The following is a 21172-nucleotide window of genomic DNA, read 5'->3' on the forward strand; positions in this document are numbered from 1 at the left end:
CGTCCGTGCTCCCGACGCCGCCCGCCGCGCCGTCGCCCCTCACTGGGAAGGTCCGCCGATGATCGTCACCCTGAACGACACCACCTCCGCCGCCGTCGGTAACCGGCTCGTCTCGCTGCGCGAGGAGGGCGGCGCCGTCGCCCTGGGCCGCGTGCTGACCCTCGTGATCCTCGCCGAGGACGAGGCGTCCGCCGAGGCCGGCATCCGCTCGTCCAACGTCGCCTCGCACGAGCACCCCTCCCGGGTGCTCGTCGTGCTGCCCGACGGCGACGCCCAGGGGCGCGCCGGGCTGGACGCGGAGATCCGGGTCGGGCGCGACGCGGGCGCCTCCGAGGTCGTGGTGCTGCGCCCGTACGGCGGCGCCGGCACCCGGCCCGACACGCTGATCATGCCGCTGCTGCTGCCCGACGCCCCGATCGTCGCCTGGTGGGTGAACACACCCCCGGCGGCGCCCTCGCAGCACCCGATCGGGCGGATGGCGCAGCGGCGCATCACCAACTCCATGCACTGCCCGGACCCCGGCCTGGTCATGGCCGAGCTGCGCGAGCAGTACGCCCCCGGCGACACCGACCTGTCCTGGGCCGGGCTCACCATGTGGCGCAGCGTGCTCGCGGCGGCGCTGGACGAGCCGCCCATGGAGGCGGTGACGGCGGCGACCGTGACCGGCTCCCCGTACCACCCCTCCATCGCCCTGCTCGCGGGCTGGCTGGCCGAGCGGCTGCAGGTGCCGGTGACCATGGAGGGGGTGGACGGCGACGACGCCATCAGCGGCGTCGTGCTGCAGCGCGAGTCCGGGCCGGTGAGCCTGACCCGCGCGAACGGCTCCACGGTGGCCGTGCTCAGCCGGCCGGGCCGCCCCGACCAGCGGGTGAACCTGCCCCAGCGGGACATCGAGAACTGCCTCATCGAGGAGCTGCGCCGGCTCGACCCGGACCCCACCTACGGCGACGTCCTCACCCGGGGGCTGCCGCTGGTCGAGCTCGCCTGAGAAGGGGCACGCACGACGAAGGGCGGGCGACGCACGAATGCGTCGCCCGCCCTCTGTCGTCCCGTCGCGGGGACGCCCGTCAGCCGCCCCGGCGCTCGCGCAGCGCGGCGAGGGCCTCCTCGAGGAGCTGGGCGCCGTCCTCGTCGGAGCGGCGCTCCTTGACGTAGGCGAGGTGGGTCTTGTACGGCTCGTTCTTCGGCGGCACCGGCGGGTTCTCCTTGTCCTGCCCGGCCGGCAGCCCGCAGCGGGGGCAGTCCCAGGTCTCCGGGATCACGATGTCGGGCTCCTTGGCGAAGCTGGGCCGCACCTCGTGCCCCTGGGAGCACCAGTACGAGACCCACACCCGCGGCGCGGCCTCGCCGCGCTCGGACTCGCCCATGGGCCCAGCGCCGACGCGTGAGCCGCGGATCGCACTACCACCTGCCACGTCAGTCTCCTTTACAGCGCGAACTTCTGGATGAGCCCGATGAGCACGATGCACGTAACCCAGATCAGCGAGATGCCGATCGTGAGCCGGTTGAGGTTGCGCTCGGCCACACCGGAGGACCCGACGCTGCTCGAGAACCCGCCCCCGAACATGTCGGAGACGCCGCCGCCCTTGCCCTTGTGCATGAGGATGGTCAGGATCAGGAAGAAGCTGGTCAGCACCAGCAGCACCTGCAGGATGATCCGCAGTACATCCACGGGGCATAGTCCGTTCGTCGTCGTCAGTTCTCGTCGGCGCACCGGGCGCCGCACTCAGGATAAGCGATCTGCGTGTCGGTAAGGGGCAACCGGGCTCCGGTCACCTGGCATCTTCCGGGCCGCCGCGCCCGCCGGCCCGCCGCGCCCCCCGGGGCGACGACGTCGGCCGGGTCGGGCCGGGTGTCGCGCGGACACCCGGCCCGCCCCGGCCCGGTGCGGCGGCCTACGCCTGGTGGTCGCGGTACCGCACGATCGCGGCGAACTCCTCGGCCTTCAGGCTCGCGCCGCCCACCAGGGCGCCGTCGACGTCGTCCTTCGCCATGATCGAGGCGACGTTGGACGACTTCACCGACCCGCCGTAGAGCACCCGGACGGCGTCGGCGACGTCGGCGGAGTACAGCTCGGCGAGCCGCCCGCGGATCGCGCCGCACACCTCCTGGGCGTCCTCGGGGGTGGCGACCTCGCCGGTGCCGATGGCCCACACCGGCTCGTAGGCGATGACCGTCGTGGCGGCCTGCTCGGCGTCGAGGCCGGCGTAGGCGCCGTCGACCTGGGCGAGGGTGTGGGCGACCTGCTCGCCGGCCTTGCGGACCTCGAGCCCCTCCCCCACGCAGATGATGGGGGTGATGCCCTTGCCCAGCGCCGCCTTGGCCTTCGCGCCGACCAGCGCGTCGTCCTCGCCGTGGTACTGGCGCCGCTCGGAGTGGCCGACGACGACGTAGCTGCAGCCGAGCTTGGCCAGCATCGTCGCGGACACCTCGCCGGTGTACGCGCCCGACTCGTGCGCGGAGACGTCCTGGGCGCCGTAGCGCACCTCGAGCTTGTCGCCGTCGACCAGGGTCTGCACCGAGCGCAGGTCGGTGAACGGCGGCAGCACGACGGTCTCGACGGCGGCGAAGTCGTGCCGGGCGTCGGTGAGCGTCCAGGCGAGCTTCTGCACGAGGCCGATGGCCTCGTGGTGGTCGAGGTTCATCTTCCAGTTCCCCGCCATCAGCGGGGTGCGGGTGGTGGCCATTCAGTCCTCCAGGACGGCGATACCGGGGAGGGTCTTGCCCTCCAGGAACTCCAGGGAGGCCCCGCCGCCCGTGGAGATGTGGGAGAAGGTGGACTCGTCGAAGCCCAGCGTGCGCACGGCCGCGGCCGAGTCGCCGCCGCCGACGATGGTGAAGCCGGCGGCGTCGCTCATCGCCTGCGCCACGGCCTTGGTGCCCGCGGCGAAGGCGGGGAACTCGAAGACGCCCATCGGGCCGTTCCACACGACGGTCTTGGCGTCGGCGATCTTCGCCGCGAACGCCTGGGCCGACTCGGGCCCGATGTCCAGGCCCATCTGGTTGTCGGGGATGGCGTCGGCCGCCGCGACGGCGGACGGGGCGTCGGCCTTGAACTCCGGCGCGACGACGATGTCGGTGGGCAGGACGATCTCCACGCCGTTCGCCTCCGCCTGGGTCAGGTAGCCCTTGACGGTCTCGACCTGGTCCCGCTCGAGCAGGGAGGTGCCCACGCCGTAGCCCTTGGCGGCCAGGAACGTGAAGACCATGCCGCCGCCGATGAGCAGCCGGTCGGCCTTGCCGAGCAGGTTGGCGATGACCCCGAGCTTGTCGGAGACCTTCGACCCGCCGAGGACGACGACGTAGGGCCGCTCGGGGTTCTCGGTCGCCCGGGACAGGGACGCGATCTCCGTGAAGACGAGCTTGCCGGCCGCGTGCGGGAGCTTCTTGGCGACGTCGTAGACGCTGGCCTGCTTGCGGTGCACCACGCCGAAGCCGTCGGAGACGTAGGCGTCGGCCAGCGCGGCGAGGTCGGCGGCGAGGGACTCGCGCTCGGCGTCGTCCTTGGAGGTCTCCCGGGCGTCGAAGCGGATGTTCTCCAGCAGGGCCACGTCGCCCTCGCCGAGGCCGTCGACGACGCGCCGGGCGTCCTCGCCGACGGTGTCCTTGGCCAGGGTGACGTCCTTGCCCAGCAGCTCGCCCAGGCGCGCGGCGACCGGGGCGAGGGAATACTTCGGGTCCGGGGCGCCCTTGGGACGACCCAGGTGGGCGGTGAGGACGACCTTCGCGCCCTGGGCGACCAGCGCCTCGATGGTGGGCAGCGCGGCGCGGATGCGGCCGTCGTCGGTGATGGTGGTCCCGTCCAGGGGGACGTTGAAGTCGGAGCGGACGAGCACGCGCTTGCCGCGCAGGTCGCCGAGGTCCTCGATGGTCTTCACGAGCTTCTCCTTACGTCGTCGGCGGAGCGCCCGGGGCGCGAGGGCCCCGGACGCGCGGACGTCCGCGTGCGCGAGCGGGAGCTGCGCACGCGGACGTCCGTCACTGCTGCTGTGGCCTGGGGCCGAGGGTCAGAGACGCTCGCCCATGTAGGCCGCGAGCCTGACGAGGCTGTTGGAGTAGCCCCACTCGTTGTCGTACCAGGAGACGACCTTGACCTGGTTGCCGATGACCTTGGTCAGGCCGGCGTCGAAGATCGACGGGCGCGGGTCGCCCATGATGTCGGAGGAGACGATCGGGTCCTCGGTGTAGCCGAGGATGCCGGCGAGCTCCTCGCTCTCCGACGCCTTCTTGATGGCGGCGTTGACGGCCTCGACGGAGACCTCCTTCTCCGCCTCGAAGGTCAGGTCGGTGGCCGAGCCCGTCGGCACCGGCACGCGCAGGGCGTAGCCGTCGAGCTTGCCCTTGAGGTCGGGCAGCACGAGGGAGACGGCCTTGGCGGCACCGGTGGAGGTGGGGACGATGTTGATCGCGGCGGCGCGGGCGCGGCGCAGGTCCTTGTGCGGGCCGTCCTGCAGGTTCTGGTCGGCCGTGTAGGCGTGGACCGTGGTCATCAGGCCGCGGACGATGCCGAACTCCTCGTGCAGCACCTTGGCCATCGGGGCCAGGCAGTTGGTGGTGCAGGAGGCGTTGGACACGATGTTGTGGTTCGCCGGGTCGTAGTCCGTGTGGTTGACGCCCACGACGAAGGTGGCGTCCTCGTTCTTGCCGGGCGCGGAGATGATGACCTTCTTGGCGCCGGCGTCGATGTGCGCCTTGGCCTTCGTCGCGTCGGTGAACCGGCCGGTCGACTCGATGACGATGTCGGCGCCGAGCTCGCCCCACGGCAGGTTGGCCGGGTCGCGCTCCTCGAGGGCCTTGAAGGTCATGCGGCCGACGGTGATGCTGTCCTCGGAGTACGAGACCTCCTGCGGCAGGACGCCGAGGATCGAGTCGTACTTGAGCAGGTGCGCCAGGGTCTTGTTGTCGGTGAGGTCGTTGACACCGACGATCTCGATGTCGGCGCCCGAGGCCAGCACGGCGCGGGTGAAGTTACGGCCGATGCGGCCGAAGCCGTTGATGCCGACGCGGATGGTCACTATGTCCTCCTGGTGTGCGCCGGTGGCGCACGCATCGTCGCGAATTCGTCAGCACCGCTAGTGGGTGCTCCTGGCGGAAGACCCGCGCGCGGGGCGCCCGGAATGTTCCCTTGCCAGCGGTTCGAGTCTAGCCATTCCGGGGCGAAACCTCGCGGGGACCATGGTCCGGCGGGCCCGGTGAGGCGGCTCACAGTGCGCCGGCGGTGCTCGCTCACGGCCGGCCGGGGGGGTCGACGACGGCGCACCGGTCGCCCGTCCGGTCGCGACCCGCACGCCACGCCGGCTGCGACCGGAATGACCTGCCGGCTGCGACCGGAATGACCTGCCGGCTGCGACCGGGATGACCTGCCGGCTGCGACCGGAATGACCTGCTGGCTGCGGCCAGGATGACCTGCTGGCTGCGGCCCGAAGGGCGCTGCGGCTCAGAGGTCGAGCATGTCCGGGGTGAGCGTGGCCTCGGTGTCCGGGATGCCCTGCTCGTGCGCCCGCTTGTCCGCCATGGCCAGGAGCCGCCGGATGCGGCCGGCGACGGCGTCCTTGGTCAGCGGCGGGCTGGATAGCTGCCCGAGCTCCTCCAGGCTCGCCTGCTTGTGCTCCAGGCGCAGCCGGCCGGCCTGGACGAGATGCTCGGGGATGTCCTCGCCGAGGATCTCGAAGGCGCGCTCCACGCGCGCGCCGGCGGCCACCGCGGCGCGGGCCGAGCGGCGCAGGTTGGCGTCGTCGAAGTTGGCGAGCCGGTTGGCGGTGCCGCGCACCTCCCGGCGCATGCGCCGCTCCTCCCACACGAGCACGGCGTCGTGCGCCCCCATCCGGGTGAGCATCGCCGAGATCGCGTCGCCGTCGCGGATGACCACCCGGTCCACGCCGCGCACCTCGCGGGCCTTGGCGATGATGTTCATCCGGCGCGCGGCGCCCACCAGCGCCAGCGCGGCCTCGGGCCCGGGGCAGGTCACCTCCAGCGAGCTGGACCGGCCCGGCTCCGTCAGCGACCCGTGCGCCAGGAACGCCCCGCGCCAGGCCGCCGTCGCCTCCGCGACGCCGGCCGAGACCACCTGGGGCGGCAGCCCGCGCACCGGCCGGCCCCGGTTGTCCAGCAGCCCGGTCTGCCGGGCCAGCGACTCGCCCTCCTTCACCACGCGCACCACGTAGCGGTTGCCCCGGCGCAGGCCACCGGCGGAGACGACGATGATGTCGCTCGAGTGGCCGTACACCTCCTGCATGGTCTGGCGCAGGCGGCGGGCTGCGATACCGGTGTCCAGCTCGGCCTCGACGACGATGCGGCCGGAGATGATGTGCAGGCCCCCGGCGAACCGCAGGGTGGCGGCCACCTCCGCCTTGCGGGCGGAGACCTTGTCCACCCGCAGCCGGGCGAGCTCGTCCTTCACGGCAGAGGTCAACGACATGCCGGTCATCTTCGCACTCATCGGGCAGTGGTTCCGTCCGGACCCGGGCCCACGTCGCCAAGAACACCCTCAAAGGCGTCCCGGAAGGCCGCCGCGAGGCGGAGGGAGTCGTGGCGGGCGCTGCCGTCGCCGATGCCCACCTGGCGCAGCAGCAGCTCGGCGCCGGCGCCGGCCGCGGCGTCGGCGAGGTCGTCGAGGTCCTCCACCGCCGCGGGGTCGGCGACGACGACGTCGAGCCGGAAGCCGGGGGCGTGGTCGCGCAGGGTGCGCACGTGGTCGGCGGCCGTCATGCCCTCGGTCTCCCCGGTCTGCGGGGAGAGGTTGAGGGTGAGCGCGCGGCGGGCCGGGGTGGTGTGCAGCGCCTCGGCCAGCTCGGGGACCATGAGGTGCGGGATGACCGAGGTGTACCAGGAGCCCGGGCCGAGCACGACCCAGTCGGCCGCCCGCACGGCGGCGACCGCCTCGGGGCACGCCGGCGGGTCCGCCGGGACCAGCTGGACGTGGTCCACGCGCCCCTCGGTGACCGCCACCCGAGACTGGCCGCGCACCGTGTGCCGCCCGGCCGCGTCCACCACGGTCGCCTCGATCTCCAGCGGCACCGCCGCCATGGGCAGCACCCGCCCGCGCACGCCGAGCAGCCGGCCCACCCAGTCCAGGCCGGCGACCTCGTCGCCGAGCAGCTCCCACAGCGCCACGATGAGGAGGTTGCCGACCGCGTGGTTGTTCAGCGGCCCGTCCGAGTCGAACCGGTGCTGCAGCACGTCCCGCCAGGTCAGGCCCCACTCGCCGTCGTCGCACAGGGCGGACAGGGCCATGCGCAGGTCCCCGGGCGGCAGCACCCCGAGCTCCTGGCGCAGCCGGCCGGAGGAGCCGCCGTCGTCGGCGACGGTGACGACGGCGGTGAGGTTGTCGGAGATGTGCCGCAGCGCGCCGAGGGTGGCCGCCAGGCCGTGCCCGCCGCCCAGCGCGACGACGGCCGGGCCGCGGGCGCCCGGCTGCAGCCGCGGGCGCAGCGGCGCGGGCAGCGGCCGGTTGCCGAGCATCGCGGCGAGCGCGGGCTCGGGGGGCGTGGCGGCGCCGGGCCGGGCGGTCACTCGCGCCCCAGGTCCCGGTGCAGGGTGCGCACCGACTGGCCGCGCTCGCGCAGGCGCTGGGCGATGGCCTCGGCCATCGCGACCGAGCGGTGCTTGCCGCCGGTGCAGCCCACGGCGATCGTGACGAACGGCTTGAGCTCGTTGATGTACCCGTCGAGCACCGGGGCGATGGCCTCGACGTACCGGTCGGCGAAGGCGCTGGCCCCGTCCTGACCGAGCACGTAGTCCCGCACCGCCTCGTCCTGCCCGGTGAGGTGGCGCAGCTCGCTGACCCAGTAGGGGTTGGTGAGGAAGCGCACGTCCACCACGTGGTCGGCGTCCAGCGGGAGGCCGTACTTGAAGCCGAAGGAGACCACCGTCAGCCGCAGCGGCCGCTCGCTCTCCCCCGCGACGAGCTCGCGGACCTTGCGGGCGAGGTCGTGCACGGACAGGTCGGTGGTGTCGATGAGGACGTCGGCGCGGCGCCGCAGGTGGGCGAGGAGCTGACGCTCGGCGGTGATGCCGTCGAGGAGCCGGCCGTCGCCCTGCAGCGGGTGCGGGCGGCGCACCGACTCGTAGCGCCGGACCAGCTCGTCGTCGGTGGCGTCGAGGAAGACGATGCGGTAGTCGGTGCCCTGCAGGCGCAGCTCGTCGAGCACCGCGACGAGCTCGGTGAAGAACTCCCGGCTGCGCACGTCCACGACGGCGGCCAGGCGGTGCACCCCGCCGCCGGTGGGCGTCATCATGCGGGCCAGGGCGGCGAGCATGCGCGGCGGGAGGTTGTCGACGACGTACCAGTCCAGGTCCTCCAGCGCCGCGGCGGTGCGCGAGCGCCCCGCGCCGGACATGCCGGTGATGATGAGGAGCTCGGGCGGGTCCGCCTCGGGCAGCCGGGCCTCGGCGTCGAGCTGCGGGATGCCCTCGGGCACCGTGGGAGGCCGGTGGTCGCTGCCTGCAGTCATGCCCTCAGGATGCCAGGTGCGCGTCGCGCCCCGCGGTGACGTCCGTCGGCTCCTCGGCGGCGGGGCCCGACGACGCGGCCTCCGCCCGGGTCGCGGCCGACGCGGCACCGTCCCCCGGGGTCGCGGCCTGCGCGACATCGCCCGCCGGGGTGGCGGCCGACGGCGAGGCGACCTCCGCCGGCACCGCCCCACCGAGCGCCTCGAGGACGGCGCGCGCGGTGCGCGGGCCGACGCCCTTGACCGCCGCGATCTCCTCGACGCTCGCCGCGCGGATGTTCTTCACCGACCCGAACGCCTTGAGCAGCGCGGCCTGGCGGGTGGGACCGAGGCCGGCGACGCCGTCGAGCACCGAGCGGGTCATGGCCTTGGCGCGCCGGGACCGGTGGTGGGTGATGGCGAACCGGTGGGACTCGTCGCGCAGGTGCTGGAGCAGGTAGAGCGCCGGGCTGGTGCGCGGCAGCACCACGGGGAACTCGTCGCCGGGCACCCACACCTCCTCCAGCCGCTTGGCCAGGCCCACGAGGGCGACGTCGTCGATGCCGAGGTCGTCGAGCACCCGCTGCGCGGCGGCCACCTGGGGCGGGCCGCCGTCGACCACCACGAGGTTGGGCGGGTAGGCGAACTTGCGGGCCCGGCCGGTGGCGGGGTCGACGGGGCCGGAGCGCAGCGGCACGCCGTCGTCGTCCAGCGCGTCGAGGTCGGGGCCGGCGTGGTCGGGGTCGTCGCCCTCCAGGGCGGCGGCGACCGGGTCGGTGCCGCGCGCGGCGGCCGGGCCCGCCTCCAGGGCCTCTCGCTCGGCGACGTAGCGCTTGAACCGGCGGCGGAGCACCTCGTCCATGGCGGCGGTGTCGTCGCGGGCACCCTCGCCGTTCTCGCCGCGCACCACGAAATGGCGGTACTCGGACTTCTTGGGCAGGCCGTCCTCGAAGACCACCATGGACCCCACCTGGTGGGTGCCCTGGGTGTGCGAGATGTCGTAGCACTCGATACGCAGCGGCGGCTCGGCCAGCTCGAGCGCCTCCTGGAGCTCGGTGAGCGACTTCGAGCGCGACGTGAGGTCGCCGGCACGGCGGGCCTTGTGCAGGGCGAGCGCCTGCTCGGCGTTGGTGTGCACCGTGTCGGCCAGGGCCTTCTTGTCCCCGCGCTGGGGCACCCGGATGCGCACCCGCGCCCCGCGCAGGCCGGTGAGCCAGTCCTCCATGCCGGCGGCGTCGGTGGGCAGCACCGGCACGAGGATCTCCCGGGGCACGGCCGTGGTGGGGGTGTGCGCCCGGTCGTCCACGCTGGTGGCCTGTCCGTCCACGGCCCGGGCCCGGGCCTTGCCCACGGACTGCTGGTCCCTGGGCGCGATGGGTTCGCGCTCGGCGTCGCCGTAGACCTGCTGGAGCAAGTGCTCGACCAGTCCGGCGTCGTCGAGCTCCTCGACCCGCTCGACCACCCAGCCCCGCTGGCCGCGGATGCGCCCGCCGCGCACGTGGAAGACCTGGATGCTGGCCTCGAGCTCGTCGGCGGCGAGGGCGAAGATGTCGGCATCGGTGCCGTCGGGCAGCACGACGGCGTTCTTCTCCACCACCTTGCGCAGCGCGCCGATGTCGTCGCGCAGCCGGGCGGCGCGCTCGTAGTCCATCGCCGCGGCGGCCTCGCGCATCTCGTTCTCCAGCCGCCGCAGGTGCGGGCCCGTCTCGCCCTCCATGAACCGGCAGAACTCCTCGGCCAGCGCCCGGTGGTCCTCCTTGGAGATGCGCCCCACGCACGGCGCAGAGCACTTGTCGATGTATCCCAGCAGGCACGGCCGGCCGGAGGCCTCGGCGCGCCGGTAGACCCCCGCCGAGCAGGTCCGCACGGGGAAGACCCGGAGCAGGAGGTCGACGGTCTCGCGGATCGCCCAGGCGTGGGTGTAGGGGCCGAAGTAGCGGGTGCCCTTGCGCTTGGCGCCGCGCATGACCTGCACCCGCGGCACCTCCTCCCCCATCGTCACAGCGAGGTAGGGGTAGGACTTGTCGTCGCGGTACTTGACGTTGAACCGCGGGTCGAACTCCTTGATCCAGGCGTACTCGAGCGCGAGGGACTCGACCTCGGTGCCCACCACGGTCCACTCCACCGACGCGGCGGTGGTGACCATCTGCTGGGTCCGCGGGTGCAGCGCGGAGAGGTCCTGGAAGTAGTTGGCCAGGCGGTTGCGCAGGCTCTTCGCCTTGCCGACGTAGATCACGCGCCCGTACGGGTCGCGGAAGCGGTAGACGCCCGGGGAGTCGGGCACCTCACCCGGCCGTGGACGATAGGTGGACGGGTCGGCCATGATCGCCAAGCCTACGTCAGGGCACCGACACCGCCGGGAGCCGAGCGGGCCTGGCGGCGTCACCTGCCGGCCGACGCGCCCGGCGGCGTCACCTGCCGGCCGGCGCCCCCCGCGCCGTCACTCGACGGCGGGTACCGGCGCCGGACGGGCCGGCACCGTGGGCTCCACGCGGACCGGGAAGTGGACCGAGCGGGCGATGTGGTTGTGCTCGCGGGCCTCGTGGTGCAGCCGGGCGGCCAGCTCCTCGCCGACCTCCCCGGCGTAGGTCACCCGCGGACGCAGCACCACCTCGACGAACGGGCCGGAACCCGCCGCCTCGACCCGCTGGGTGCCGGTGGCCTTGTCCGCGTAGCCGAGCACGACGACGTCGTGGCGGGCGGCGGTGCGCAGGAACCAGAGCATCTGCGCCTGGGAGATGGCGCCGACGAAGAGCTCCTCGGCGCGGTAGCGGCTGACGTCGGTGCGCACCTTGAGGTCCGAGGTGGCCAGCAGCGTCGGCTTGCCCTCCACCCGCACCTCGTGGTCGCGCGAGTAGCTGGTGTAGCTCGCGGTGCCGCGCTCGTCCGCGCCGGTCCAGTCGACGGTCACGTGGTACGTCTGGAGTGCTCCCATGGAGCCACGCTACCGGCGGACCACAGCCCCGGCGAGGCCTTCCGGCCCACGTGCACCGGCGACAGGTCCCCCGGCCGCTCGGTCGGAGCCGGGCGCGCACCTGGGCCGCCGTCGAGCGGCCGCTACCCGACCGGGACCGGCGCCCGGTGCGCGGCGAGCGCCTCGGCGAGGAACTGCCCGGTGTAGGACTCGGGAACCTCGGCGATCTGCTCCGGGGTCCCGGTCGCCACGACGGTGCCACCGCCGGAGCCCCCCTCGGGGCCCATGTCGATGACCCAGTCGGCGCTCTTGATCACGTCGAGGTTGTGCTCGATGACGATGACCGTGTTGCCCTTGTCGACCAGGCCCTGCAGGACGCCGAGCAGCTTGCGCACGTCCTCGAAGTGCAGGCCGGTGGTGGGCTCGTCGAGCACGTACACGGTGCGCCCGGTGGAGCGGCGCTGCAGCTCCGAGGCGAGCTTGACGCGCTGCGCCTCGCCGCCGGAGAGGGTCGGCGCGGGCTGACCCAGCCGGACGTAGCCGAGGCCGACGTCGACGAGGGTCTGCAGGTACCGGGTGATGCGCGGGACGGCGCCGAAGAAGTCCACCGCCTCCTCGATGGGCATGTGCAGGACGTCGGAGACGGTCTTGCCCTTGAAGTGGACCTCGAGGGTCTCGCGGTTGTACCGGGCGCCGCCGCACACCTCGCACGGCACGTACACGTCCGGCAGGAAGTTCATCTCGATCTTGATCGTGCCGTCGCCCTTGCAGGCCTCGCAGCGGCCGCCCTTGACGTTGAAGGAGAACCGCCCGGGCCCGTAGCCGCGGACCTTCGCCTCGGTGGTCTCCGCGAACAGCTTACGGATCTGGTCCCACACCCCGGTGTAGGTGGCGGGGTTGGACCGCGGGGTGCGCCCGATCGGGGACTGGTCGACGTGGACGACCTTGTCGAGGTCGTCCAGGCCGGTCACCCGCTTGTGCCGGCCCGGCACCCCGCGGGCGCCGTTGAGCTCGTTGGCGAGCACCTTGTAGAGGATCCCGTTGACCAGGCTGGACTTGCCCGAGCCGGAGACGCCGGTGACGGCGACGAAGGTACCGATCGGGAAGGAGACGGTGACGTCCTGGAGGTTGTTCTCCCGGGCGCCGACGACCGTGATCTGCCGCTTCTTGTCCACCTTCCGCCGCTGCCCCGGCACGGCGATCTGCCGGCGGCCCGACAGGTACGCGCCGGTGACCGACTCCTCGGTGGCGAGCAGGCCGGCGAGGTCGCCGGAGTGCACGACCCGCCCGCCGTGCTCGCCGGCGCCGGGGCCGATGTCGACGATCCAGTCCGCCACCCGGATGGTGTCCTCGTCGTGCTCGACGACGATCAGGGTGTTGCCCAGGTCACGCAGCCGGGTCAGGGCGTCGATGAGCTTGCGGTTGTCACGCTGGTGCAGGCCGATGCTCGGCTCGTCGAGGACGTAGAGCACGCCCACCAGGCCCGTGCCGATCTGGGTGGCCAGGCGGATGCGCTGGGCCTCCCCGCCGGAGAGCGTGCCGGCCGCCCGCGAGAGGGTGAGGTAGTTGAGGCCGACGTCGAGCAGGAAGCCCAGGCGGGCGTGGATCTCCTTGAGCACCTGACCGGCGATGGCGGTCTCGCGCACCCCCAGAGTGAGATCGGTGAGGTACGCCTTGGCGTCGGCGATGCTCAGGTCGCACAGCTCGGCGATGTTGAGCTCGCCCACCCGCACGGCGAGCACCTCGGGCTTGAGCCGCTGGCCCTTGCAGACCGGGCACGGCACCTCGCGCATGTAGCCCTCGTAGCGCTCCCGGGACCACTCGGACTCGGTCTCGTCGTGCTTGCGCTTGATGAAGGTGATCGCGCCCTCGAAGCCGGTGGTGTACGCCCGCTCCCGGCCCCACCGGTTGCGATAGCGCACCTTCACCTCGTAGTCGTTGCCCTCGAGGATGGCCTGCTTGGCGCGGGCCGGCAGGGCGCGCCACGGCACGTCCATGGAGAAGCCCAGCTGGTCCGCCAGGGCCGTCATCTGGCGCTGGAAGTACTCCGGCTGGGAGGCCCACGGCGCCACCGCGCCCTCGGCCAGGCTGAGCTCTTCGTCCGGCACCACCAGCGAAGGGTCGACCTCCAGGCGCGAGCCGATGCCCGTGCACTCGGGGCACGCGCCGTAGGGGGCGTTGAAGGAGAACGTCCGCGGCTCGATCTCCTCGAGCGTGAGCGGGTGGTCGTTGGGGCACGCGCGCTTCTCCGAGAAGCGCCGTTCCCGGCCCGGGTCCTTCGGGTCCAGGTCGACGAAGTCGACGACGACGAGCCCGTCGGCCAGCCGCAGGGCGGTCTCGACCGAGTCGGTCAGCCGCTGCCGGACGTTCTCGCGCACCACCAGCCGGTCGACGACGACCTCGATGTTGTGCTTGAGCTTCTTCTCCAGCGTGGGCGGCTCGGACAGCGGCACCACCTGCCCGTCGACGCGGGCGCGGGCGTACCCCTGGCTCTGCAGGTCCCGGAACAGGTCTTGGTACTCGCCCTTGCGGCCGCGGACCATCGGGGCCAGCACCTGGAACCGGGTGCCCTCGGGCATCTCCCGCAGCCGGTCGACGATCTGCTGGGGCGTCTGCGCGGTGACCCGCTCGCCGCACACCGGGCAGTACTGGGTGCCGGCGCGGGCGAAGAGGAGGCGCAGGTAGTCGTAGACCTCGGTGATGGTGCCGACGGTGGACCGCGGGTTGCGGTTGGTCGACTTCTGGTCGATCGAGACGGCCGGGGACAGGCCCTCGATGAAGTCGACGTTGGGCTTGTCCATCTGGCCGAGGAACTGGCGCGCGTAGGAGCTGAGGGACTCCACGTACCGCCGCTGCCCCTCGGCGAAGATCGTGTCGAACGCCAGCGACGACTTGCCGGACCCGGACAGCCCCGTGAAGACGATGAGCTGGTCGCGCGGCAGGTCGATGCTGACGTTACGGAGGTTGTGCTCGCGCGCACCACGCACGAGGAGGTGATCACTCACCCGCCGATGATAAGACGACGCGCCGACATCCCGCACATGTGTTCGATCACACGTGCAGAGCCGACGGCGTGGCGGAGCCCCGCCCCCTCCCCCGGCGCGCGCGAACAGGCGCCGGGCTCACGCCGTCATGAGGGCGCCGCGCACCAGGTCGAGGATCCCGTCGTCGTCCAGGCCGGCGGCGCGCGCCCCGCGGACGAAGTCGCGGGCCCGCCCCTGCACGGCCGCCGCGGCGCCGCCGCCGGCACCCATGGCGACGACGGTCCCGGCACGACGGCGCGACCGCACCACCCCCCGCGCCTCCAGCTCGCGGTACGCCCGCTGCACCGTGCCGGGGGCGATCCCCAGGTCGGCGGCCAGGTCCCGGACGGTGGGCAGCCGCGCGCCCTCGATGAGCGTCCCCGCGGCGACGAGCGCGCTGACCTGGGCGCGGATCTGCTCGTAGGGCGGCACCCCCGACGACAGGTCGAGCGTGATCCCGGCGCTCACGCCGGCGACCCGGCGGCGGGCGGCACGGCGGCGGGCGGCACGGCGGCGGGCGACCCGGCGGCGGGCGGCCCCGGCGGCGGCACGATCGCCGTGCCGGCGGCCACCAGCGAGGCGGTCCCCACCACCAGCGCGAGACCGCCGGCGCCCCAGGCGGCCGGCGCCCACCCGGCGTTGCCGAGCGCGGCGGCCGCGACGAGCAGGACAGCCGCCAGCGTCCCGCCGACGACCAGCTGGACCGCGGCCAGGACGCGCCGGGCGCTGGTGCGCCGCAGCGCGAGGTCGTCCGCCTCCCGCGTGCCGGCCACCGCCGGGCGACGCACCACCAGGCGCAGCACGCCGGCGCCGACGGCGAGCACGACGGTGAGCGCCGCGAGCAACGGCAGGCCGTAGGCCCAGCCGGGGTACGGGCCGGAGGCGCCGCTGACGTACCCCTCGCCCGCGGCGAGGGGCGTGACGGGATGGGGCACGGCCCGGCCGGTCGCGTCGGCGGTGAGACCGAAGACCACGAGGGCGAGGGCCGCGAGCGCGGCGGTGGCCCCGGCCAGCGCGACGCGGCGGCCGCCGATCGCCCGCATCGTGCGGCGGCGCAGCGAGGCATGGCGCACCACCCCCACCGGGCGCGGCCAGGTCAGCTCGCCCACGGCGTGCACGAGGAGGGCGGCCAGCCCGGCACCGAGGAGGCTCACCGCGGTCAGCCCCCCGGGCGGCCCCGGCAGCGCGGCCGCGTCCGCCGTCAGGAGGAGGACGGCGACGGCCAGCCCGCCCGCGAGCGCGAGCGCCGAGGTGAGGTTCTCGTGCCGGCGGGCGGCCAGCAGGGTGGCGACAGGGGTGTTCTGCGGGCGGGCACGGCGCCCGACGCCCACCACGACGGCGAGCACCACCACGAGGACGGCCCAGGGGGCCAGCAGCAGCACGAGAGCGACAGCCACGACTCTCCTCATTGATTCAATACAGTGATACAAACCTGCCAGGCGAGGCGCTCCGGTGTCAACGCCGGCACTCGGTATCGCCTCCCCTCCGGGCGGCCGCCCCAGCGCCGTCGCCCCCGGCACCCCGGGCACCTCCTCCCCCGCCGTTTCCGGCTCGTCGGGCGGGCCGGCCGCATGGGCCACGAGGCGGCCGGCAGCATCGACATGCCCGCCGCCTTCGCGCTGCCGGACGGCACGACCGGGCGCCGTGCGACGAGCCCGGGGCCCGCCCGCTGTTCGAGGGCGTCGTCGTCGACCAGGAGACCGACCGGCGCCGACGCCGGCGTCGGCGTGAGCTCCTCACGGCCGACGCCGAGGGGGTCGACATCGTCTGGGGCCCCGGCGACACGGGCTACCTCGTCGCCTCCTCGCAGGGCGACTCGACCTTCGCCGGGGCAACTACCCGCGGCTGGGCTGACTCCCGCGGCTCAGGCGTCCCACCCCTCCGGCCGGCGCTTCTGGGGGTGGGGCGTCACCCCGCGCGCCAGGTCGGCCACCATCGCGGCGATCTTGCGGGCGCGGGTCTCCGGCCGCCTCACCGAGGTCACCCGGTAGATGAGCGCGAACCGGTTCGTGCTGGTGAGGACGTCGAACATGGCCTGCGCCTCCGGGTCGGCGGCGAGGGCGGCGGCCAGGTCCTCGGGCACCGCGGCGGTCGTGGACGAGCCGTACGCCTGCTCCCAGCGTCCGTCCGCCTGCGCCGCGCGGACCTGCGCCCGGCCGGCCTCGTGCATCCGGCCCTCGCGCTCGAGGCGCGCGGCGTGGTCGACGTTGCGGGCGGACCACCGGCTCCGCGGCCGGCGCGGCGTCATCCGCTGCCGGTAGGACTCGCCGTCGCGGGTGGCCACCTGGCCGTCGATCCAGCCGAAGCACAGGGCCTCGTCCAGGGCCGCGTCGTAGGTGAGCGCGGTGGTGTTGCCGCCCTTCTTGTGCAGGACCAGCCACACCCCCGGCGAGGTGGCGTGGTGCTCGGCGAGCCAGGCGCGCCAGGCGGCGGCGTCGGGCACGAGGAGCTCCTCCAGCTTGTCGGCCACGCCTACCTCCCCGTCCGGCCCGCGTGCGGCGCCCGGCCGGTGGCCGCCACGCCGCGCCCGCGGGCGCCGTCTTCTGGTGGCGGCGAGCGTACCGGCGGGCCGCGGCAGCAGTGCGCCGGCGCGCGGCCCCATCCGCGGACGGGCGACCCACGTACCTGTGGTGGGAGGATGACGCAGGTGACCGCCAGCGACGGCGCGTGGGCACCGCCCGGGCCGACGCCCATCGAGGACTACGCCGTGCTCGGGGACTCCCGCTCGGTCGCCGTCGTCTCCCGGCACGGCTCGATCGACTGGCTGTGCCTGCCGTGGCTGGACTCCGACGCCTGCTTCGCCGCGCTGCTCGGCACCCCGGAGAACGGCCGCTGGCTGCTCACGGCGGACCCCGACGCCGGCGAGGCGGAGGTGCGGCGGCGCTACCTCGGGGACAGCTTCGTCCTGGAGACCACCTACACGACGCCGACCGGCCGGGCGCGGGTGGTGGAGGCGATGCCGCTGACCGAGGGCCGGTCGGACATCATCCGCCGGGTCGAGGGGCTCGAGGGGCAGGTGGTCTTCGTCCACGAGTGGGTGGTCCGGTTCGGCTACGGCCGCACCCGGCCCTGGGTCCACCGCGACGTCGACCCCGACGGCCGCGCGATCATCCGAGCCATCGCCGGCCCGGACGCGCTCACGCTGCACGGTGACCGGCTCCCCGCGGGCGCCGAGGGGCGCCACCGCGACCGCTTCGCCGTCGGCCCCGGCGACCACGTCGATCTCGTGCTCACCTGGAACCACTCGTGGGAGCCGGTCCCGGGCGCCCCGGACGTCAGCACCGAGCTGGTGCGCACGATGCGGCTGTGGGCGCGGTGGTGCCGGACGAGCACCTTCGAGGGCGAGTTCGACGAGCGGGTCGTCCGGTCCTTGCTCGCGCTGCGGGTGCTCACCCAGCACCCGACCGGCGGGATCGCCGCGGCGGCCACCACCTCCCTGCCCGAGGAGGCCGGCGGCGAGCGGAACTGGGACTACCGCTTCTGCTGGCTGCGCGACGCCGCCCAGACCCTCGAGGCCCTGCTGGAGCTGGGCTTTCGCCGCGAGGCCGACACGTGGCGCAGCTGGCTGCTGCGCGCGGTGGCCGGCGACCCGGAGAACCTGCAGATCATGTACCGCCTCGACGGGTCGCGAGACCTGCCCGAGCGGGAGCTCCCGCACCTGGCCGGGTACGGCGGGGCCCGGCCGGTGCGCACCGGCAACGGTGCCGTCGCCCAGCACCAGAACGACGTGCTCGGCGAGGTCATGCTCGCCCTCGACCTGGCCCGCCGCGTCGGCCTGCCCGCCAGCGACGACGGCTGGGCCCTGCAGCGGCACCTGGTCGACAACCTCCTGGACCGCTGGCGCTCGCCGGACCACGGCATCTGGGAGGTGCGCGGGCCGCTGCGGCACTTCACCCACTCCAAGGTCATGTGCTGGGCGGCGCTGGACTGCGCCATCCGGGCCGTGGAGGACTACGGCTGCGACGGGCCGGTGAAGGACTGGCGGGTGGCGCGGGCGGAGATCCACGCCGACGTCCTCGCCCACGGCTGGGACCCCGGGCTCGGCTCGTTCGTGCAGTACTACGGCGCCCGGCACACCGACGCCGCGCTCCTCCAGATGGTCCAGGTGGGCTTCCTGCCCCCGGACGATCCCCGCCTGCTCGGCACGATCGCCCGGGTGCGCGCCGAGCTGGCGGACGGGCCGTGGGTGCGCCGCTACCGGGCCGGCACGGGGGTGGACGGCGTGCGCGGGGACGAGCACCCGTTCCTCGCGTGCTGCTTCTGGCTCGTGGGGGCCCTCGCCCGCACCGGCGACGTGGTCACCGCGACGAACCACATGCGCGCGCTGTGCGCCGCCATGAACGACGTCGGCCTGCTCGCCGAGGAGTACGACCCGGTGCGGCGGCGATACATGGGCAACTACCCCCAGGCCTTCTCCCACCTCGCGCTCGCGCGCGCCGCCCACGCCCTGCGCGCCGCCCGTGCCAGTGTGGAGCCGGTCGGCCCGCACGCCCCGGTGGGGGCGGCGGGCGAGCCCACCACGTACTGACGTCCGCGCCTAGGAGGAGCACAGCCCCCCATGACCGACCACCACCCCGCCGAGGACTCGGCCGACGACGCCGGCGCCCTGCCCGGCGGCCACGTCACCCATGGCGGACCCACCGCCGTCCACGAGCTCGGGCCGGTGACGGTGCGCAAGGCCAGCGTCTCGGCCGAGGACAACAACGCCTACCTCGTCACCGCCCCGGACGGCGCCCAGCTGCTGATCGATGCCGCCGACGACGCCGACCGGGTGCTCGGGCTGGTCGCCGAGGGCTCCGGGCGCCTGGACGCCGTCGTGACCACGCACCGGCACTGGGACCACCACCGGGCCCTGCCGAGGGTGCTCGCCGCCACCGGGGCCGTGGCCCTCGCCGGCGCGCCGGACGCGCCCGAGCTGCCCGCGCCCACCGACCGCCCGCTGGCCCACGGCGACCGCATCGCCCTCGGCCCGCTCAGCCTCGAGGTCATCGCCCTGCGCGGGCACACCCCCGGGTCGGTGACGCTCGCCCTGACCGAGCCCGACGGAGCCCCCTCCCCCGGCCGGGTGCACCTGTTCACCGGTGACTCGCTCTTCCCCGGCGGGCCGGGGCGCACCTGGTCGCCGGCGGACTTCGAGTCCCTCATGGACGACCTCGAGGCGCGGGTCTTCGACCGCTTCCCCGACGACACCCGGGTCTACCCCGGGCACGGCGACGACACCACCCTCGGCCGCGAGCGCCCGCACCTGGCCGAGTGGCGCGCCCGGGGCTGGTGAGCCCGGCACGCCCGGCCGCGTGAGGTCTGGCGCGGTGCGGTGGTCGAGCGCGGGCCCAGGTGAGTCCCGCCGTCGCGGCGGGGCCACTACCCTCCCCCTTATGACGCTCTTCGCCGTGGAGTACCACTACGACATCGCGCGCACGTCGGACATCGAGACCCTCCGGCCGCAGCACCGCGCGTTCCTCCGCGAGCTGCACGAGTCCGGTGTGCTGGTGGCCTCCGGGCCCTGGCTCGACGCCGCCGCGCCGGGGGCGCTGCTGCTGCTGCGGGCGGACAACCACGACGCCGCGCTGAAGCTGCTCGACCCCGACCCGTTCCACCGGGCGCACCTCATCGTCCGCCGGCACGCCCGTGCGTGGCAGCCGGTCATCGGCACCATCGGGTGATGCTGCGGTTCCTCCGGACCTGGATCGACCCCTTCGTCGTCGCGCTCCTCGCGACCCTCGCCCTCGGCCTCCTCGTCCCCTTCCCGAAGGCGGTGCTCGGCGTCGTCTCGGGCGCCGGCGACGTCGCCGTCACCATGCTCTTCCTCGTCTACGGCATGCGGCTGTCCACCACGGAGGTGGTCGCCGGCCTGCGCAACATGCGGCTGCAGGGCGCCATCCTCGCGGCGACCTACGTGCTCTTCCCGGCGATCGGGCTGCTGGTCCACGCCGTCGCCACGCCGTGGCTCGGCACCGCGCTGGCGGCCGGCCTGCTCTACCTCACGCTGCTGCCCTCCACGGTGCAGTCCTCGGTGGCGTTCACCTCCATCGCCCGCGGCAACGTGGCCGGGGCGATCTGCGCCGCCACGGTGTCCAACGTGGCGGGCATGTTCCTCACGCCGCTGCTCGTGCTCTGGCTCATGGGCCGGGCCGGCAGCACCGGGACGGGCGGGCTGCGCGACGTTCTGCTGCAGCTGCTCGTCCCGTTCCTCGTCGGTCAGCTCCTGCAGCCGTTCGTCGGCCGGTGGGTCCGGGCGCGACGGTGGATCAGCCGCACCGTCGACCGTGGCACCATCCTGCTGGTCGTGCTCGGCGCGGTGGCCTCGGCGACGGCCGGGGGCGTGTGGGCCGGGGTCACCTGGGGCATGGTGGCGGCGCTGCTCGTGCTCAGCGCCGTCGTCCTCGCCGTCGTGCTCGCGGTCAACTGGTACGGCGGGGCGGCGCTGCGGCTCGACGTCGCCGACCGCGTGGCCCTGCTCATGTGCGGCTCGAAGAAGTCCCTGGCGACCGGCCTGCCCATGGCGGCCGTCCTCTTCGCGCCGGCGGCGGCCGCGACGGTGGCGGTGCCGGTCATCGTGTTCCACCAGCTGCAGCTGGTGGTGTGCGCCGTGCTCGCCCGGCACCTCGCGCGGCGCCGCTGAGCCGGCGCCCGGTCACGGAGAGCACGGCCCGCGAGCGGGTGCGCTCCCGGCCGGCCACAAGCGCGAGCGCGGGTCGACGCGAACAGCAGCCCTTCGAGCAGAGCGGCCGCGGGAGGACCAGCGCTCGGCGGCGCCCGCCGCTGGGTGGCCACACCGAGGGCTGTCAACCCGCCGCCGCGGGCCG

19 protein-coding genes are annotated in these 21172 nt (G+C 74.2%); 5 read left to right on the forward strand and 14 right to left on the reverse strand.

What is annotated here, in order from left to right:
* Nucleotides 1–58: 58 nt before the first annotated feature.
* Nucleotides 59–988: a glucose-6-phosphate dehydrogenase assembly protein OpcA gene (locus GD880_RS17295; protein ID WP_152232857.1), complete on the forward strand. Its 930-nt coding sequence runs from the start codon at nt 59–61 to the stop codon at nt 986–988.
* A gap of 79 nt (nt 989–1067) precedes the next feature.
* Here GD880_RS17295 and GD880_RS17300 read toward each other — a convergent pair whose 3' ends face one another.
* The 14 genes from GD880_RS17300 to GD880_RS17370 form a co-directional block, all read right to left on the reverse strand.
* Complete coding sequence (locus tag GD880_RS17300) at nt 1068–1415, reverse strand: RNA polymerase-binding protein RbpA (RefSeq protein ID WP_152232858.1); 348 nt, start codon at nt 1413–1415, stop codon at nt 1068–1070.
* Nucleotides 1416–1426: 11 nt separating this feature from the next.
* Nucleotides 1427–1672, reverse strand: coding sequence for a preprotein translocase subunit SecG (gene secG, locus GD880_RS17305; protein ID WP_152232859.1), 246 nt, complete (start codon nt 1670–1672; stop codon nt 1427–1429).
* Between the two features lie 223 nt (nt 1673–1895).
* The gene (tpiA, locus tag GD880_RS17310) at nt 1896–2687 is read right to left on the reverse strand and encodes a triose-phosphate isomerase (protein WP_152232860.1); all 792 of its coding nucleotides are present in this window, start codon (nt 2685–2687) and stop codon (nt 1896–1898) included.
* Nucleotides 2688–3878: a phosphoglycerate kinase gene (locus GD880_RS17315; RefSeq protein WP_152232861.1), complete on the reverse strand. Its 1191-nt coding sequence runs from the start codon at nt 3876–3878 to the stop codon at nt 2688–2690.
* 129 nt (nt 3879–4007) lie between these two features.
* The gene (gene gap, locus GD880_RS17320; protein ID WP_152232862.1) at nt 4008–5015 is read right to left on the reverse strand and encodes a type I glyceraldehyde-3-phosphate dehydrogenase; all 1008 of its coding nucleotides are present in this window, start codon (nt 5013–5015) and stop codon (nt 4008–4010) included.
* Between the two features lie 422 nt (nt 5016–5437).
* The gene (gene whiA, locus GD880_RS17325; protein WP_152232863.1) at nt 5438–6418 is read right to left on the reverse strand and encodes a DNA-binding protein WhiA; all 981 of its coding nucleotides are present in this window, start codon (nt 6416–6418) and stop codon (nt 5438–5440) included.
* 17 nt (nt 6419–6435) lie between these two features.
* Entirely contained in the window at nt 6436–7461 is a 1026-nt protein-coding gene (locus GD880_RS17330; RefSeq protein ID WP_152232904.1) for a gluconeogenesis factor YvcK family protein, read from the reverse strand.
* Nucleotides 7462–7508: 47 nt separating this feature from the next.
* Nucleotides 7509–8453, reverse strand: coding sequence for an RNase adapter RapZ (gene rapZ / locus GD880_RS17335; protein ID WP_152232864.1), 945 nt, complete (start codon nt 8451–8453; stop codon nt 7509–7511).
* A gap of 4 nt (nt 8454–8457) precedes the next feature.
* Nucleotides 8458–10752, reverse strand: coding sequence for an excinuclease ABC subunit UvrC (uvrC, locus tag GD880_RS17340; RefSeq protein WP_152232865.1), 2295 nt, complete (start codon nt 10750–10752; stop codon nt 8458–8460).
* Between the two features lie 117 nt (nt 10753–10869).
* Nucleotides 10870–11364, reverse strand: a complete 495-nt coding sequence (locus tag GD880_RS17345) for an OsmC family protein (RefSeq protein ID WP_152232866.1) — start codon at nt 11362–11364, stop codon at nt 10870–10872.
* A gap of 122 nt (nt 11365–11486) precedes the next feature.
* Nucleotides 11487–14348: an excinuclease ABC subunit UvrA gene (uvrA, locus tag GD880_RS17350; RefSeq protein WP_152232867.1), complete on the reverse strand. Its 2862-nt coding sequence runs from the start codon at nt 14346–14348 to the stop codon at nt 11487–11489.
* A 117-nt stretch (nt 14349–14465) separates the two neighbouring features.
* Nucleotides 14466–14834 carry a GntR family transcriptional regulator gene (locus tag GD880_RS17355; protein WP_152232868.1) on the reverse strand — a complete coding sequence of 123 codons (369 nt, stop codon included), beginning with the start codon at nt 14832–14834 and terminating at the stop codon, nt 14466–14468.
* Complete coding sequence (locus GD880_RS17360; RefSeq protein ID WP_152232869.1) at nt 14831–15763, reverse strand: hypothetical protein; 933 nt, start codon at nt 15761–15763, stop codon at nt 14831–14833. Before GD880_RS17360 ends, GD880_RS17355 begins: the two co-directional genes overlap by 4 nt.
* Before the next feature lie 467 nt (nt 15764–16230).
* On the reverse strand, nt 16231–16836 hold the full coding sequence (locus tag GD880_RS17370) for a YdeI/OmpD-associated family protein (RefSeq protein ID WP_152232905.1): 606 nt from the start codon (nt 16834–16836) through the stop codon (nt 16231–16233).
* 168 nt (nt 16837–17004) lie between these two features.
* Between GD880_RS17370 and GD880_RS17375 the strand changes: the two genes are divergently transcribed.
* From GD880_RS17375 to GD880_RS17390, 4 genes are all read left to right on the forward strand, one after another.
* A complete protein-coding gene (locus tag GD880_RS17375) occupies nt 17005–18894 on the forward strand; it encodes a glycoside hydrolase family 15 protein (RefSeq protein ID WP_152232906.1) in 1890 nt (629 codons plus the stop codon).
* A gap of 30 nt (nt 18895–18924) precedes the next feature.
* The gene (locus GD880_RS17380) at nt 18925–19641 is read left to right on the forward strand and encodes an MBL fold metallo-hydrolase (RefSeq protein WP_152232870.1); all 717 of its coding nucleotides are present in this window, start codon (nt 18925–18927) and stop codon (nt 19639–19641) included.
* 100 nt (nt 19642–19741) lie between these two features.
* Nucleotides 19742–20029 carry a YciI family protein gene (locus GD880_RS17385; protein ID WP_152232871.1) on the forward strand — a complete coding sequence of 96 codons (288 nt, stop codon included), beginning with the start codon at nt 19742–19744 and terminating at the stop codon, nt 20027–20029.
* Nucleotides 20029–20988, forward strand: a complete 960-nt coding sequence (locus tag GD880_RS17390; RefSeq protein ID WP_152232872.1) for a bile acid:sodium symporter family protein — start codon at nt 20029–20031, stop codon at nt 20986–20988. The genes GD880_RS17385 and GD880_RS17390 overlap by 1 nt, the downstream gene beginning before the upstream one ends.
* Nucleotides 20989–21172: the final 184 nt, after the last annotated feature.

The organism is Georgenia ruanii (assembly GCF_009193175.1).
Taxonomy (GTDB): Bacteria; Actinomycetota; Actinomycetes; order Actinomycetales; family Actinomycetaceae; genus Georgenia; species Georgenia ruanii.